Genomic DNA, 15,613 nt, shown 5'->3' with positions numbered 1-15,613 from the left:
CATGTGAACCCCTTCTTCGCCAAGGAAGCAGCCCAAACCCCTACCCCTCCGCCCGATTGCTGCTACACCGCACGCATGAACACCCGCCGCAATTCGCCGTGGCTCGCGCTCGGCATACTCGCAGCCATTGCGACGGTGGGCTTTATCGACCGCATTGTCGTCAATGTGCTGGTCGAGCCGATCAAGCTCGAATTCGGGCTGACCGACACGCAAGTCTCGATGCTGACCTGGGCCTTCGCCGCGCTCAATGTGCTGGGCGGGTTCGTCACCGCGCGCTTTGCCGAGCGGGTGCGGCGGTTGACGCTGATTGCAGGCGGGGTCACGATCTGGTCGGTCTTCACCGCCGCTTGCGGACTGGCGGGAAGCTGGGTGCAGCTCCTCACCGCGCGCATGGGCGTCGGGCTGGGCGAGGCGATCGGCCTGCCGCCAAACCAATCGGTGATTTCGGACTATTTCCCCGCCAACAAGCGCGGGCTTGCGATCTCGATCCTCCTGCTCTCGCCGCCCTTGGGTGCTTTCATCGGCTTTGTCGGTGGCGGCTATGTGGCGCAGAATTTCGGCTGGGAAGCGACCTTCCTTGTCGCCGCTATTCCGGGCTTCGTGCTGGGCCTTGTCGCTTACGTCTTCGTCGGTGAACCGACACGCGGGCAATTCGATGCCGAGCAAAGCGACGAAGTCCCGCCGATCAGCGCATTTGTCGAGCGGATCTGGAGCCTCCCCAGCGCGCGTTATCTGGTGTTCGGCAGCTTTATCGCCGCCGCGCTCTCCTATGCGCTCAACTTCTTTTTCGCCTCCTTACTGGTGCGCAAATTCGGCATGGGACTGGCCGAAGCGGGCCTTTACACCGGCGTATTGGCGAGCCTGCCCGCCGCGCTCTCCATCGTCGGCGCGGGGTGGCTGGGCGACCGGTTGGGGGAGCGCAATCCGGCGGCCTATGCGCTGATCCCCGGCATTGGTCTCGCGATCGGCGGGCCGCTCGGCGCATTCGGCGTGCTGCAGGATGATCTGACCGTGCTGCTCGTCTGCGTCGGCCTCTCGATCTTCTTCACGCTGAGCTATCTCGGCATCACTTTCGCGACGATCCAGAACCTCATGCACCCGCGTATGCGCGCCACCGCTTCGGCGACGCTGAACGGGATTTACACGCTGGCCGGCGGCGTCGGGCCGACGCTGGTGGCGCTGCTGAGCGATGCGCTACTGGACGACTACGGCGAGGCGCAGAGCTTGGCGCTGGCGATGGCAGCAGGCGGCGCGTTCTATGTGCTGGCGGCCGCATTCTACTTCCTCGCCGCGCGGCACCTGCGCGGCGACACGGCGAAAGTTCGCACTACCGCCTGAACGGCTTTGCTTTGAGGCTGGCGAGACTGCGCCACAGCCATTCCGCCGGGCCTTGGCGGAAATGCTTGAGCCAGAGCGGCGAGACGAGCAGCATCAGCGCCACCGGCACAAGGCCGAGCAGCAGCGCCTGCGCGCGGGTCACATCGGCATAGAGCCCCAGCCCCCAGCTCGCGAACAGACCGCCGAACACGACGCTGGTGCCCAGATAATTGGTGAGCGCCATCCGCCCCGCCGCGGCGAGGCGCTGCGTGATCGCACCGCCGCTTGCGAAGAGCGCCATCGCCAGCGCCGCCCAGCCGATGCCGAGAAGCAGATCGAAGGGCGCACTCCAGACGAGCGCATTGGCGGTGGTGATGATCGGGTCGAAGCCGCTGCTGATCGACCAAGCCGCCAGCACAGCCAGAACGGGAAGCGCAAAAGCCGCACACTGCGCCGCCAGCCGCATCAGCCGTGCCCGCTCCCATTCGCCCGCCAGCAATCCGCTGCGCCACAGCGCCACGCCTGCCAGCATGGCGGCGATAGTCGAGGGAAGCGAGGCGGCAACGAAGGTCACCTGCTGCGGCCATTGTCCAAAGCGTCGCACAACCCGCTCGGCCAGCCCACTCTCATTGCGAGCAATCGCCTCGGCAACCGCCTGTGGGTTGTAGCCGTAATTCGCCTCGGCCGCGCTTTGCGCTGCGGCGTCGCCCAGCGCCATCAGCCATTGCGCCGCGTAATAGCCGGAGAACGCCAGCTGCGCCGCCATCAACGCCATCGCGCTCCACAAGAGCGTGCGTACACGCCAACGCAACACTAGCGGCAGGGCCAGCCCCGCGACGGCATAGCTGCGCAGCACGTCATTGTTCGCCAGCAATAGCGCGTGGATGACCGCAATCAGCGCCAGCACCGCCATCCGGGCGAGGTGCCCGCGCAGCGGATGCGCGCTCGCCTTATCCAGCAGGATCGCCACGCCCGCTCCGAACATCATCGCGAACAGCGCGCGGAACTTGTCTTCGACGAGCACAAAGCTGATCGCCCACAGCAGCGTTTCGAGCGACCCGTCCCCGCCATAGGCGCGCGGATTGATATAGGCAGCGGGCGGCATGGAAAAGGCGATGACATTCATCGGCACAATGCCGATCACCGCAAGCCCGCGCAGCGCGTCGAGCGCTTGGATGCGCTGGCTGCCCGTTGAACCTAGCGCGGTCAAACTCCCCTCCCTGTGGGGAGGGGCCGGGGGTGGGGGTTCCACACCTGATTGGTGCGCCCCACCCATCCCCAACCCCTTCCCTCAAGGGAAGGGGCTTTCATCAGGCGAGTGCCGCCTTCAGATCATCCACCAGATCGGTGCGCTCCCACGGGAAGGCGTCGCCTTCTGCGGTGCGCCCGAAATGGCCATAGGCCGCGCTCTGGCGGTAGATCGGCTTGTTCAGCCCCAGATGCGTGCGGATGCCGCGCGGGGTAAGATTGCCGAGCTTCTCGATGCTATTAATAGCTGCTTCAATCGCCGCATCATCCACCGTTCCGGTGCCGTGCGTATCGACATAAAGCGACAAGGGCTTCGACACGCCGATGGCATAGGCGAGCTGGATCGTGCAGCGCGTGGCAAGGCCAGCGGCGACGATGTTCTTGGCGAGATAGCGGGTGATATAGGCCGCCGAACGGTCAACCTTGGTCGGGTCCTTGCCCGAAAACGCGCCACCGCCATGCGGAGCCGCACCGCCATAGGTGTCGACAATGATCTTGCGGCCGGTCAGGCCGGCATCGCCATCGGGGCCGCCGATTTCGAAGCTGCCGGTCGGGTTGATGTGCCATGCGGTGGCATCGGTGATGAAGCCATCGGGCAGGATTCCCGCGACAACACCCTTCACATAGGCGTGCAGCGCGGCTTCCTTCTCGCCCTGATCGTAACCCGGCGCGTGCTGAGTCGAGACCACCACCGCGGTGCATTCCACCGGCTTGCCGTTCTCGTAACGCAGCGTGACCTGGCTCTTGCTGTCGGGCTCGAGGAACGGCGCGGTGCCGTTCTTCCGGTCGGTCGCCATCTGCTGCAGGATCTTGTGGCTGTAATCGAGCGTCGCGGGCATGAGATCGGGGGTGTCGTCACAGGCAAAGCCGAACATGATGCCCTGATCGCCCGCGCCTTCGTCTTTGTTGCCGCTGGCATCGACGCCCTGCGCGATGTGCGCGGACTGGCCGTGCAGATGGTTCTTGAAGGTCAGCGTTTCGTGGTGGAAGCCGTCCTGCTCGTAACCGATTTCCTTCACCGTGCGGCGCACCGTGGCTTCGATCTCGTCAAGCGCGCCCTCGGCCCACTGGCCGTTCTCGTACACGCCCTTGCAGCGGATTTCGCCTGCCAGCACGACCAGCTGCGTGGTGGTCAGCGTTTCGCACGCGACGCGGGCTTCGGGGTCTTTCGAAAGAAACAGGTCGACGATGGCGTCGGAAATCTGGTCGGAAACCTTGTCCGGATGGCCTTCGGAGACGCTTTCGGACGTGAACAGGTAGGATTGGCGCATGTTGGAGATTGCCTTCTCATGGTAAGGGATTCGGATAGTCAGCGGCGGGCCTTACCCACGCGCACGGCGCATGGCAACGATAGCCGCCAGAATAAACAGCCCCGCCCAGATCAGCCCCAGCGCATTGCCCAGCTGCGCGAACAAGGTTGGCGGCGCTGCTGGGGGGATGACAGCATCGATGCGCCCGGCTTCATCGGGGGGAAGAAAGGCGCGCACCACGCCGCGCGGATCGATCACCGCGCTGTAACCGCGATTGGTGGCGCGCAGCACCGGCAGACCTTCCTCGATCGCGCGCATCCGCGACTGGGCAAGGAATTGCGGCGGGCCGTCCGCGCCGAACCAGCCTTCGCTCGACGGGTTGAAAATGTAATCGGGTCGGTTGCCCCTGTCCGTTACGCGGCCGGAGAAGATGATTTCGTAACAGACCTGCGGGCTCACCGCGCCAACCGGACCAAGGGCCAGCGTCTGCTGCCCCGGCCCCGGCCAGAAGTCGATGCTGCCCGCAACCAGCCGCGACAGGCCGATGGGTTCGAGCAGTTCGCGCATCGGCAAATATTCGCCGCCCGGCACCAGCCGCGCCTTGGCATAGCCGCCGAGGATCTCGCCATCAGCAGACAGCGCGGTGACAGCATTGCGCGCACCCAAGGCGCGGACAAAGCCGGTTTCGTCCGGCCCGATCTCCAGATCGACCGCGCCGGTGAGCAGCACACTGCCTTCGCCAATCGCGCGCCCGATGCGGCGGCGGGCAAGCTCCGGATTTTCGAATGCCGTCGAACGGTAATAGCGCTGCGGATAGCCGTCGCGCAGATAATCCGCCAGACCCGCTTCGGGCCAGAGCACCAGCCGCGCTGCACCGCCCTGCCCCTCCGCTGGTGCGGAGAGCCCGGCAAGCGTGCGGTAATTCGGCTCGAACCGGTAGGGATTGGCGATATCGGGCTGCGGGATATTCGGATGGGCGATGGTCACCGCCAGCGTGCCTTCGCGCGGGGCGGAGGCGGGCCAGTACATCCCGGCCGCCAGCAGCGCGCTGACCAGCATCGCCACCCGCCAACGCCGCTCCGCCAGCAGCAGGACAACCGCCATGCCGAGCAGCGCGGCAATCCCCGACAGCGCGTAGGTGCCCGTCAGCGGGGCGAGCGCGGCAAGGCCCGGCCGGTCAAACGGGCCGAGCAGCGCCATCGCCAAGGGGTTCCACGGATAGCCGGTAAAGACCCAGCTGCGCAGCCATTCCGCGATGATCCACGCACCGGAAAAGGCCAGCGCGAAGCTCCAGCTCGGGTTGCCTGAACGCACCACCAGCTTCGCCGCGACACCCGCCAAAGCGGGAAACAGTCCGAGATAGATCGCCAGCAAGGGCACCGCCGCCCAACCGAGGAAAGCGGGCATTTGCGCCTGATAGGTAAAGGCGGTTGCGATCCAGCTATTGCCGAGGGTGAAATGCGCCCAGCCGAACAGCCAGCCGAGCCACAGCGCCTGCTTGCGCGTTTCGGCGCGCGCGATCAGCAACGCCAACAGGCCTGCTCCCAGCAGCGCAAGCGGCCACAGGCCGAAAGGCTGGAAGCCCAATGCGCTGAAAACGCCAAGGCCGAGCGCCCAGGCCCAGGCCCGGTCCGGCATCCGGTCGAGTATGGGCCAAGACCGCCCCGCGCCCGATATTTCCGGTGTTGTATCCGGTGTCATATCCGGTGCCCGCGCGGCCTCGCCCTGCTGTTGTCGCTAACGTTCAGCCGACCGCTTCGAGCGCCCCGCCATCATCGCCGGCACCATCGCTCGCGCTATCGTCCTTGGCCTTGCGGCGCGGTTTCAGGCCGCGACGCGCCTTGGGCTTTTCCTCCCGCGGCGCATCCTCGCCTGCTTCATCCTTGCTGGCGCGGGCGATGGCCGGCGGCAAGATGCCGGGGTCGAGCGCGCCGTCATCATCGTCGGCGGATTTCGCGGACTGCGGGCGCGGTGCACGCGGCTTGCGCTTCGGCTTCGACCGCTCTTCGCCGCGATCGGAACGGGTAAACGGATTGTCGTCATCCGCCTGATCGCCGCTCTCGCCTTCGCTGCCCTGTTCGAACTCGTCATCATCGCGCCGGGGGCGCTGGCCCTTGCGGCCGCGCGGCTGACGCTCTTCGCGGAAGTCGTCGTCCTCTTCCTCGTCGAACTGGTCGTCCTGCCGGTCGCCAGAGCGGCGCGCCTGCGCCTCTTCCTTCTGTGCCTTCGCATCGGCGATCACGCGGAAATAGTGGTCGGCGAATTGCAGGTAATATTCGGTCTGCACCCGATCATCATTCAGCTGCGCTTCGTGCGCCAGCTTCTTGTATTTATCGAGCATTTGCGGCGCGTTGCCGCGCGCGCGGCTGTCGATCCGGTTGGCCTGCATGGGATTGCCGCCGCCACGATTATTGTTCCCGCGGCCGCGACGACGATTGTTATTACGATTGTTATTCAAAGGAACTTCGCTTCCTTACTGCGTTCCCCCGGCCCTTCGGCCCGTCCGCGCGGTGTTGGCGCGGCAAACCATCCCATCCGGGGTGTGTTAGCCCTTCATCTGCCGGACTTCACGCGGAGGTAACCGCGCACACCACCAAATGTCGGAGTTGAGGCGGAAAGCGACCCATCGCTGTTCCTGCCTGATTCGATAGGTAACTACGCGATTGGCCTTTGCCAAGCCTTAATTCGCAGGACGAGCGCCCGGTCGCGCCCGCCGAGGTCTTGGCGAACTTCGACGGCAAACCCCTGTTCTTCCGCGATTTTCGAGACGGCAGCGGCTTGAGTGTGGCCAATTTCGAGCACCGCGACGCCGTTTTCTGTCAACAGATCGGGCAATTGCGGGACAAGAATGCGGTAATCATCGAGTCCTTCGGGGCCTGCAAACAAAGCCTCTGGTGGTTCGAAGCCGCGCACATCGGGGGCGAGTTCGGCGTCTGCCTCGACATAGGGCGGGTTGGCGATGACGAGGTCGAATGTGCCGAGGTCAGCGGCCCAACTGGCTTGTGTCCAGTCGCCGGGGAGTATCTTTGCGCGGTCTGCGAGGCCCAGCGCGTCAGCATTGGCGCTGGCGACAGCGCGCGCCGGATCGCTGCGTTCGATACCGACGCCAGTGGCTTGCGGAAGCTCGGCGAGGAGCGTCAGCAGCAGTGCACCCGATCCGGTGCCAAGATCGAGCACCCGCATCGCTGCGGGCGCGGCGGCGAGGGCGGCCTCGACCACACTTTCGCTATCGGCGCGGGGGATGAGGACGTCTTTCGAAACCCGGAAGCTGCGCCCGTAAAACTCCTGGGTGCCGATGATGTGTGCGACCGGTTCGTGCGCGCTCCGGCGCTCGACCAGCGCGGCGAAAGCATCGGGCGCGGGGCTCGACATATGCCGCAGCAACAGGTCGGAGCGCGAGACACCGAGCGCGTGCGCCATCAGCAGTTCGGCATCAAGCCGCGGCGTGTCCGAGCTGGCGGCAAGCACCTGCGCGGCCTCGCGGATGGCTTGGGCGACATCACTCCCCCTCCTCTTTAGAGGAGGGGGCCGGGGGGTGGTGCTGTCATGCGCGCCCGGTTCGGGATGTCCACCACCCCCAACCCCCTCCTCTGAAGAGGAGGGGGCTTTAGGCATCCATCGCCGCCAGCCGCTTCGCCTCATCCTCGGCGATCAGCGCGTCGGTGAGTTCGGTGAGCCCCGGCCCGGCCAGGATCTCGTCGAGCTTGTGCAGCGTCAGTCCGATGCGGTGATCGGTCACGCGGCCTTGCGGGAAATTGTATGTGCGGATGCGTTCGGAGCGGTCACCGCTGCCGACCATCGCCTTGCGCGCTTCCGCCTCCGCGCCATGCGCTTCCTCGCGGCGCTTTTCATACAGGCGCGCGCGCAGCACTTTCATCGCCTTGTCGCGGTTCTTGTGCTGGCTGCGCTCGTCCTGCATCGCCACCACGATGCCGGTGGGCACGTGGGTGATGCGCACGGCGGAATCGGTCGTGTTGACGTGCTGCCCGCCCGCCCCGCTGGAACGGTAGATATCGATCCGCAGATCGTTTTCGTCGATCGTCATGTCGACTTCGGTCGGCTCGGGCAGCACCGCCACGGTCGCCGCGCTGGTGTGGATGCGCCCGCCGCTTTCGGTGACAGGCACGCGCTGCACGCGGTGGACGCCGCTCTCGAACTTCAGCTTGGCGAACACGCCGGTGCCGGTGACGTTGGCGACGATTTCCTTGAACCCGCCGACTTCGGCTGCGTTCATGCTGACCGGCTCGACCTTCCAGCCGTTTTCGCCTGCGAACCGCTCATACATCCGGTAGAGATCGCCTGCGAACAAAGCCGCTTCATCGCCGCCGGTGCCCGCGCGGATTTCCAGCATCGCGGGCCGCGCATCGGCGGCATCTTTGGGGAGCATGGCAATGGCGAGCGCGCGCTCGGCTTCAGGGAGCGCCTTTTTGAGCTCGGCCAGCTCCTCCTCGGCCATCGCCTTCATTTCGGGATCGGCGAGCATTTCGGTGAGGCCTGCGACTTCCTCGCGCATGGCAGTAACGGCCGCAGCAGCTTTCGCGACCGGCTCCAGCTCGGCATAGTCGCGACTGGCCTGGACAAAGGCCTCGCCCTCCAGCTGCCCACTGGCCATCCGCGCCTCGAGCTCGGCGAAGCGGTTGGCGATCTGGTGGAGGCGTTCGGCTGGGATGGTCATCGTTGCTTCTCTTATCGTCATTCCCGCGAAGGCGGGAATCCAGAATGGTGAGGACGCAGGGAGACGCCCGGGATCCCCGCCTGCGCGGGGATGACGAAAGGGGCTAAAGGTTGTGTCGCATGGCATTCCAAGCGGCTTCGACTTCTGAAGCGCGCGAGTTTTCTCCGCGAAAGTTTGACGCCACACCTTCGGATGATGTGCGTAGCGATACAATCGCACTTGCAGGAGATTTTACCGCCTTGTCGAAGCGCTTTCTTGGCGAGCCGCTTGCAATCAGGTCTGCCGAGAACTGAAGCTCGCGGAACCTTGCAAGAGCGCGGATAGCCTCGGGAATCATGTCATCGGATTCGGCCACCACAATCACGTCAGCAGCAACAGGCTCCTTCTCTCCCACCAGCATAGCCAGCCGTTCGATCCCCGCAGCCCAGCCGACCGCTGGTGTCGGCGCGCCGCCGAGCGATTCCATCAGCCCGTCATAGCGGCCACCACCCAGAATAGTGCTCTGCGAACCCAGCGCATTGGCCGCTGCCGAGCCTTCGTCGGGAATGAATTCGAACGCCGTGTGTCGATAATAATCCAGCCCGCGCACCAGGCTTTCCGCGCGCACCCATTTCACACCCGCCGCATCGAGCCCGCTGGTCACCGCATCGAAAAAGGCTCGCGCCTCGTCCGACAGGAAGGCGTCAATCTTCGGCGCATCTGTGACAAACTTGCGATCGCGCGGGTCTTTTGAATCGAGAATGCGCAGCGGGTTCTTCTCCAGCCGCTCCTGCGAATCTTCCGAAAGCTCGCTCTTCACCGCGCCGAAATAGTCGATCAGTGCCGCGCGCCATGCTTCGCGGCTGTCGCCATCGCCCAGCGTGTTGAGGTGCAGCGTCACGCCCTCGATCCCCAGCTCGCGGATCACCTGGTCGGCCATCGCCAGCAGTTCGACATCGGCCTGCGGTTCGCCCGCGCCGATGATCTCGGCATCGATCTGGTGGAACTGGCGGTAGCGGCCCTTTTGCGGGCGCTCATACCGGAACAGCGGCCCGTGCGTCGCCACCTTCAACGGCGCGTGCTGCTGCCAGCCATTGGTGAGGTAAGCGCGCGCAATCCCGGCGGTGAATTCGGGGCGCAAAGTCAGGCTTTCATCGCCGCGATCGAGGAAGGAATACATTTCCTTCGAGACAACATCGGTCGTCTCGCCAATCGCGCGGCTGAACACTTCGGTCTTTTCGAATACCGGCATTTCGACACGGCGGAAGCGGTAGAGCTTGCGCACGCGCTCGAACGTCTCGACCACGAATGCGAACGCCTCTGCATCGGCGCCGAAAATGTCCTGCGTGCCGCGAATGGCCTGGGGAGTGTTGGGTTTTGCCATGGGGAGCGCCCTTAGCTTGCAACGCCGCTGGCGGGAAGGGCTGAAGAACGGGGTTCGCCAATCGGCGAAGCCGCATGAGGCTTGTTCGCGCAGAGAACGCAGAGAGCACAGAGGGTAGCCTAGATTGCACCCTTCTCTGCGGCCTCGGCGCACTCTGCGCGAAATCAATAGAAACGCCTGCGGCGAGAAAACTCCGCGATTGGCTTTATGTCTAACTTGCGCTAGGCGCGCGCACAGTTTTGGGAGGGGATGCCTTCAGATTCCGAAAAGGGACAAGCATCCATGCGTATCGAACATATCCCGACGGGCGATAACCCGCCGGAGAGCCTGAATGTCATCATCGAAGTCCCTACGGGCGGCGAGCCGGTGAAGTACGAGTTCGACAAGAAGTCGGGCGCGCTGTTTGTCGACCGCATTCTGCACACGCCGATGCGCTATCCGGCGAATTACGGCTTCGTGCCGCACACGCTTTCCCCCGATGGCGACCCGCTCGATGCGCTGGTGATTTCGCGTTCGCCCTTTATTGCCGGCTGCGTGGTGCGCGCACGGCCCATCGGCGTGCTCAATCTCGAAGACGAGCATGGCGGCGATGAAAAGCTGGTCTGCGTGCCGGTGGACACGACCTTCCCATATTATTCGGACGTTGCCGAGACGAAGGATTTGCCGAGCATCATCTTCTCGCAAATCGAGCACTTCTTCACCCACTACAAGGACCTGGAAGCCGAGAAATGGGTGCGCGTCGGGAAATGGGGCGATGCCGCTGAAGCCAAGCAGATCGTGATCGAGGCGATCGAGCGGGCGAAGGGGTAGGGGCAACCACTTGGGCAGCAATAAGTTGCCATCGTCGCCTTCACCGCTATCCTCTTCGCCACCCTGCCGAGGAGACCTCTATGGCAATTTCATTCGTATATGTCGGACAAGACGAACGATTGAAACCAGCCATAGCCTTGGCCGAGGAAATCCTCCGCAGTGCGGAGTTCAGAGCGCTGATCGATAATCGCCAAACTTCATTCTTCAATACATCACGCTCCAATGCCGCAATCGCTGCCTTGCTATTTGACACTGTGACGACTGTCGAAATCCACGAGTTTACGAAGCCGGCTTCGTTCGGGCGCATAACGACAGCCTATGTGAACCCGTCTGAGCGTAACCGCATTTATTTCAATACCCACGCGATGGGGCGCTCGGACAAAGCCAATACCAATACTCTCGTTCATGAAACCGTCCATATCGTTGATCGCTTTCACGATGCCAATGCGAGCTTTGATTTTACGCACAAAGGCCAAAAGCCCCACCGACCGCGCCGAAATCAGGACTCTGCCCCTTACTGGATCGGAAACCGCTCTGAAGACATGGTTCCCCTGCTGCAAATGGCCGCGCTTAAATCGCTCGGCCCAGATTTTTTGACGACCGAAGCGGTGGCAAGGAACATGACAGAAATCGACTGGGCCTCACTTCACGATTTTGAATGCGGCGTAGATGCAGCAGACGATGAACAGGGCGAGGTCAACTAAGGACGGATCACTCCACCGGCCGCCCGCTATCGAGCAGGTCGTTGCCCGCCTCGCCGCCCCAGCGGCGTTCTTCTTCCACCATGCGGGCGATTTCGTCTTCCGGTTTCACATCCATGCATTCCGCTGGTGGCTGTGCGGGTTTGGGTGCCTTTGCCGGTAAAGGTGGTGGTGAAGGTGACGGTGCGGGAGCGCCCGCGCCCTCGCCCACATTCTGGAACGGCAGCGTTGCGGTGCGCTGGTCGAAGCGAAGGCGGTAGATCGGTTCGGGTAGGGCAAAGCCAGCCTCCTCCAGCGCCACTTTCGCAATCGCAATCGCGCGGCTGCGGGCCTTGTTGAAGTCGGCCTCGCGCTGGTCGACCCAGCCGAGGAATTGCAGCACCACATTGCTGTCGCCGACTTCGGTAATGTGCACTTCGGGCGCGGGATCATTGAGCACGAAGGGGATCGCGGCCAGCGTCTCGCGACCCAGCCGCATCGCTTCCTCCGCATCGTCATCGGCATCGACACCCAGCGTGAAATCGAAGCGGCGCTGCGGATTGCGGCTGTAATTGAGGATCGTGCCTTTGAAGACGGTGGAATTGGGAATGCGCAGATGGTTGCCGTCGAGCGTCAGCATCACCGTCGCCCGGCTGGTGAGGCGGATCACGCGGCCTTCATGCGTGCCGTCGATCATGATGTGGTCATTGGCGCGGAAGGGCTGGCGCAGGCTGAGCATCAGGCTGGCGACGTAATTCTCCACCGTATCGCGCATGGCAAAGCCCAGCGCGATGCCGATCACGCCCGCCCCGCCCAGCACCGCGCCCATCAGCGCCCCCGCTCCGATCATGTCGAGCGCGATGACAATACCCAGCACGACGAAGGTGAAGCGCAGCGCGCTCTGGATCAGTTCAGCGAGGAAGGCATTGGGCGCGATGCGGTTCCACAGCCCGCCGAGCGAGGCGAGCAGGTAGCCGAACACCGCAATCGCCAGCGCCACGCCAAGCGCGAGCAGCACCAGCGGCACCATGCGCCAGAGGTCGGCCAGCCGTTCTTCCAGCCCGCCAATATTCTCGCCAAGATCGACCGAGACATCGCGTTCGAGCGCGCTTTCGACCGTCACCACGCCGGTAACGCCCGCCGCAATCGCCTCGGCCCGCGCCATGGCGGCATCATCGGGGACGGTGCCATTGAGCGTGACCACACCCTCGGCCACGTCGACGTTCACCGCATTGAGGCTAGGCACATTGGCGAAGATTTCATCAAGCCGCGCGGCGATGCGGGCATCTTCATTTCCATCCTGCTCCTGCGCGATGGAGCCGGGCGCGGGCGCTTCGGCGGCGGAGGTTTCTGCGCCCGCCGTGTCATCGACGGGCAGGGCTGCTGCTGCAACCGGCGCGAGAACCAGCGCCAGCGCGGCAAGCAAACGGAAAATGTGCGTCAGAAAAACGCGATCACCGCCTTCGCGCCGAAGGTCAGCACCAGCGGCAGACCGATCGCCGCCGCCCATACCAGCGCCATCTCGCGCCGGAATTGTGGAGCGAGCTCCGCATCGGGAATGCCGGATACTGCGAATTGCTGCCATCTCCTCTCGACAAACCGCAATGCCGGAATGATTGCGACCACGAGAACTACCAACGCGAAATAGGGCAATAAGGATCCACCCCCGCTTTTCAGCGCGCCCATCGTCACGAAAATATGCAGGCCGGTATAGACAAGCAGGCTGTAGGCGACATGGTCGCTCGCTTTGCTGCGCCAATTGGCAGCGCGCCCCTCTTGCGGCGATGCATCAGCCGTGCGGGTTTCCGTCTGCGGCTGGTCGGTCAGCGCCTCTCCCATCGGCGACTCCTTTCCTCTCCCCTGAGGAGGCGGAGTATTTCAAACCGGTGACAGATTGGCAAGGGCAAGCACGTAATAGGTGGTTTTCCATGCAGGAATCTTGCCAAACCCACTTCAAAGCTGCGTTTGCCGTGCTAAGTGACGGGTCATGAGCGCGCGCGATGATGATGTGACCGGCCAGCAGACCTTGCAGCAAAGCATGGCGGATGCCCCCGCCAATGCCTCTCCCGAATTGCCGCCCGAAGGCGGCTTGCAGGTCATTTCCATCGCCAAAAGCTATGACAAGCGCGCGGTGCTGACCGACATCTCGCTCTCGGTGGGCAAGGGCGAAGTGCTCGGCCTGCTCGGCCCCAATGGTGCGGGCAAAACGACCTGCTTCTATTCGATCATGGGCCTCGTCAAACCCGATAGCGGGCGCATCCTGATGGACGGCGAGGATGTGACCAAGCTGCCGATGTATCGCCGCGCGATCCTCGGGCTGGGCTATTTGCCGCAGGAAACCAGCATTTTCCGCGGCATGACGGTGGAGCAGAATATCAGCTGCGTGCTCGAAATGGTGGAGCCGGACAAGGCGACGCGCGCCGCCGAGCTGGAACGGCTCCTGAGCGAATTCGGCCTCACCCGCCTGCGCTCAAGCCCGGCTATGGCGCTGTCGGGCGGGGAACGTCGCCGCTGCGAGATTGCCCGCGCATTGGCCGCCAACCCCTCGATCATGCTGCTCGACGAACCCTTTGCGGGGATCGACCCGCTCTCGATCAGCGATATCCGCGATCTGGTGAAAGACCTGAAAACGCGCGGCATCGGCGTGCTTATCACCGATCACAATGTCCGCGAAACACTCGAAATCGTCGACCGCGCCTGCATCATCTATGGCGGGCAGGTGCTGTTCGCGGGCTCCCCGGCAGAGCTGGTAGCGGACGAGAATGTGCGGCGGCTGTATCTGGGTGAGCATTTCGAATTGTGAGGGATTAGGTCATGGCATTGGGGCCGAGACTAGACCTCCGCCAATCGCAATCGCTGGTGATGACGCCGCAATTGCAGCAGGCGATCAAGCTGCTGGCGCTCAGCAATCTCGAAATCGAGAGCTTTATCGGCGATGCTCTGGAGAGCAACCCGCTGCTCGAAGCGGGCGAAATGCGCGTGTCCGATGGCGAGGCGCCGCCCGAACCCGAAATCCGCGATGCGACCTCTGCCGAAGGCGAGCGCGCGCTCGATATCGACGAGAGCGCGCTCGACCGTGACCGCGACACCGGCGACTGGTCGGCGCAAATGTCCTCCGGCGGCGGCGAGGATGGCGGGTTCGACCTCGAAAACCGCGAGGATGCCGCGCTCTCCCTCGCCGACCATCTCGAGGCGCAAGTCGGCACCTGCGCGCCGTGCCAGCACACCGCTTTCATCGCCCACCATTTGATCGCGCAGCTGGACGAGGCGGGCTATCTCACCGTGCCCCTGCGCGATGTCGCCGCCGCTCTGGGCGTGCCGCTCGCCGATGCCGAGCGGGCGCTCGAATGCGTGCAGAGCATGGACCCCACCGGCGTCGGCGCGCGCGACCTTGGTGAATGCCTCGCGCTGCAAGCGAAAGAGGCGGACCGCTACGATCCGTGCATGGAAGTGCTGCTCAAGAACCTCGATCTGGTGGCCAAGGGCGCGTTTGCGCAATTGAAGCGCATCTGCCGCGTCGATGACGAGGATCTGGCGGATATGCTGTCCGAATTGCGCAGCTACGATCCCAAGCCTGGCCTCGCCTTTGGCGGCAGCGCGGCGAACACGGTGGTGCCCGATGTGCTGGTGAGTGCCGCGGCAGATGGCGGCTGGGACATCCGCTTGAACGAGGCGACGCTGCCGCGCCTGGTGGTCAATCGCGGATATTATGTGGAACTGCGCGCGGGCGCGGTGAACAAGGAAGCGAAGGGCTGGTTGAGCGAGAAGCTGGCGGACGCGAACTGGCTCATCAAGGCGCTCGACCAGCGGCAGAAGACGATCCTGAAGACCGCCGCCGAGATCGTGAAGCAGCAGGACGGCTTTTTCCGCCGCGGCGTGTCGGAGCTGCGGCCATTGACGCTGGCTAAGGTAGCCGAGGCCATCGAAATGCACGAAAGCACCGTCAGCCGGGTGACGAGCAACAAGTTCCTGCATTGCGACCGCGGCACGTTCGAGCTGAAATACTTCTTCTCCAGCGGCGTAGGCTCGGCAGACGGCGAAGGCGCGAGCGCGGAAGCGGTAAAGGCGCGGATCAGGGCGCTGTGCGATGCTGAAGACCCGAAAGCGGTGCTGTCCGACGATGCGCTGGTGGACCTGCTGAAAGCCGAGGGCTTCGACCTCGCGCGGCGGACGGTAGCGAAATACCGCGAGGCTATCGGGATCGGCTCAAGCGTGCAGCGTCGGCGGGCGAAGAAGCTGGCGGGGATGGGGTGAGGTCTTAGATCTCTCG

14 protein-coding genes are annotated in these 15,613 nt (G+C 64.0%); 5 read left to right on the top strand and 9 right to left on the bottom strand.

Features of this window, described 5'->3' with window-relative positions; genetic code table 11:
- Positions 1–75: 75 nt before the first annotated feature.
- Positions 76–1,338 carry a spinster family MFS transporter gene (locus ACS0VV_RS00550; protein ID WP_483530800.1) on the top strand — a complete coding sequence of 421 codons (1,263 nt, stop codon included), beginning with the start codon at positions 76–78 and terminating at the stop codon, positions 1,336–1,338.
- On the opposite strand, the gene ACS0VV_RS00545 is transcribed toward ACS0VV_RS00550, so the two are convergent.
- The 7 genes from ACS0VV_RS00545 to hisS form a co-directional block, all read right to left on the bottom strand.
- Positions 1,328–2,527: a DUF418 domain-containing protein gene (locus tag ACS0VV_RS00545; RefSeq protein WP_483530799.1), complete on the bottom strand. Its 1,200-nt coding sequence runs from the start codon at positions 2,525–2,527 to the stop codon at positions 1,328–1,330. The genes ACS0VV_RS00550 and ACS0VV_RS00545 overlap by 11 nt on opposite strands.
- Positions 2,528–2,627: 100 nt before the next feature.
- Entirely contained in the window at positions 2,628–3,836 is a 1,209-nt protein-coding gene (gene metK / locus ACS0VV_RS00540; RefSeq protein ID WP_483530798.1) for a methionine adenosyltransferase, read from the bottom strand.
- 51 nt (positions 3,837–3,887) lie between these two features.
- Entirely contained in the window at positions 3,888–5,516 is a 1,629-nt protein-coding gene (gene lnt, locus ACS0VV_RS00535) for an apolipoprotein N-acyltransferase (RefSeq protein ID WP_483530797.1), read from the bottom strand.
- A 43-nt stretch (positions 5,517–5,559) separates the two neighbouring features.
- Positions 5,560–6,273 carry a DUF4167 domain-containing protein gene (locus tag ACS0VV_RS00530; RefSeq protein WP_483530796.1) on the bottom strand — a complete coding sequence of 238 codons (714 nt, stop codon included), beginning with the start codon at positions 6,271–6,273 and terminating at the stop codon, positions 5,560–5,562.
- 197 nt (positions 6,274–6,470) lie between these two features.
- Positions 6,471–7,430, bottom strand: coding sequence for a peptide chain release factor N(5)-glutamine methyltransferase (gene prmC, locus ACS0VV_RS00525; protein ID WP_483530795.1), 960 nt, complete (start codon positions 7,428–7,430; stop codon positions 6,471–6,473).
- On the bottom strand, positions 7,423–8,490 hold the full coding sequence (gene prfA / locus ACS0VV_RS00520) for a peptide chain release factor 1 (RefSeq protein WP_483530794.1): 1,068 nt from the start codon (positions 8,488–8,490) through the stop codon (positions 7,423–7,425). The genes prmC and prfA overlap by 8 nt, the downstream gene beginning before the upstream one ends.
- Positions 8,491–8,593: 103 nt before the next feature.
- Complete coding sequence (gene hisS, locus ACS0VV_RS00515; protein WP_483530793.1) at positions 8,594–9,853, bottom strand: histidine--tRNA ligase; 1,260 nt, start codon at positions 9,851–9,853, stop codon at positions 8,594–8,596.
- A gap of 282 nt (positions 9,854–10,135) precedes the next feature.
- On the opposite strand from hisS, the gene ppa reads away from it, so the two are divergent.
- Positions 10,136–10,663, top strand: a complete 528-nt coding sequence (gene ppa / locus ACS0VV_RS00510) for an inorganic diphosphatase (protein WP_483530792.1) — start codon at positions 10,136–10,138, stop codon at positions 10,661–10,663.
- An 80-nt stretch (positions 10,664–10,743) separates the two neighbouring features.
- The gene (locus ACS0VV_RS00505) at positions 10,744–11,367 is read left to right on the top strand and encodes a hypothetical protein (protein WP_483530791.1); all 624 of its coding nucleotides are present in this window, start codon (positions 10,744–10,746) and stop codon (positions 11,365–11,367) included.
- A 7-nt stretch (positions 11,368–11,374) separates the two neighbouring features.
- On the opposite strand, the gene ACS0VV_RS00500 is transcribed toward ACS0VV_RS00505, so the two are convergent.
- The gene (locus tag ACS0VV_RS00500) at positions 11,375–12,853 is read right to left on the bottom strand and encodes a mechanosensitive ion channel family protein (protein ID WP_483530790.1); all 1,479 of its coding nucleotides are present in this window, start codon (positions 12,851–12,853) and stop codon (positions 11,375–11,377) included.
- A complete protein-coding gene (locus ACS0VV_RS00495) occupies positions 12,784–13,182 on the bottom strand; it encodes a hypothetical protein (RefSeq protein WP_483530789.1) in 399 nt (132 codons plus the stop codon). The genes ACS0VV_RS00500 and ACS0VV_RS00495 overlap by 70 nt, the downstream gene beginning before the upstream one ends.
- A 199-nt stretch (positions 13,183–13,381) precedes the next feature.
- Here ACS0VV_RS00495 and lptB point away from each other — a divergent pair, with 199 nt between their 5' ends.
- Positions 13,382–14,146, top strand: a complete 765-nt coding sequence (gene lptB, locus ACS0VV_RS00490) for an LPS export ABC transporter ATP-binding protein (protein WP_483533471.1) — start codon at positions 13,382–13,384, stop codon at positions 14,144–14,146.
- A gap of 11 nt (positions 14,147–14,157) precedes the next feature.
- Positions 14,158–15,597: an RNA polymerase factor sigma-54 gene (gene rpoN, locus ACS0VV_RS00485; protein ID WP_483530788.1), complete on the top strand. Its 1,440-nt coding sequence runs from the start codon at positions 14,158–14,160 to the stop codon at positions 15,595–15,597.
- Positions 15,598–15,613: the final 16 nt, after the last annotated feature.

The organism is Aurantiacibacter sp. KMU-128, from assembly GCF_056933515.1.
This window is presented reverse-complemented; position numbering and strand designations above follow the sequence as displayed.